The organism is Mesorhizobium sp. M4B.F.Ca.ET.089.01.1.1, from assembly GCF_004022605.1.
Classification (GTDB): domain Bacteria; phylum Pseudomonadota; class Alphaproteobacteria; order Rhizobiales; family Rhizobiaceae; genus Mesorhizobium; species Mesorhizobium abyssinicae.
In genome coordinates, this window is the sequence record NZ_RZOS01001385.1 from 1 (window position 1) to 467 (window position 467).

Annotated in this window: 1 pseudogene; it reads left to right on the forward strand. The window is 64.0% G+C overall.

Annotation, left to right across the window (positions count from 1 at the left end):
- Positions 1-252: 252 nt before the first annotated feature.
- Positions 253-467 (forward strand): annotated as a pseudogene (locus EN780_RS41225) (integrase); the annotation flags it as partial.

A 467-nucleotide genomic window follows, 5' to 3' on the forward strand; every position in this document is an offset into this window, starting at 1 on the left:
CGCCGTCGGCGGGTGACAGCCGTCGCTTCGCCGCCAACGGACGGATTACCGCCTCTCGCGCCACCGCCAGTTGCCAGGCCGCATCATCTGCGGCAAGCTTGTCAGGCCTGCGGCCCATTCAGCTTCCCTCTCGCCTTCGTCCACTAAATCAGGCTAAGAATCCACTTATTCAGGGTGAATCCAGGAAACTAGGATGAGCGGTAAGTGTTAAGATTCAGCAACCTACAGTCTAGCGATCTAGGCTGAATGACACCGCAAGACGTGGCAGTTGCACTGAAGGAGCAAGGCTTGCTGCGCAGCGACGGTCCGCATGCGCCCGCGACGGTGCGCCGGCGGCTCTCCAGCTGGTCGACGCTGACGAAATGGCGGGGGCTCAAGGGAAGATTCAACGCGCCGGGGCTCCAGAGCGCCATCAAGCTCGCGGTCCGCGCCAGCGCCCGGCCGCGCGGCCGCAAGAGCCGCAAGGC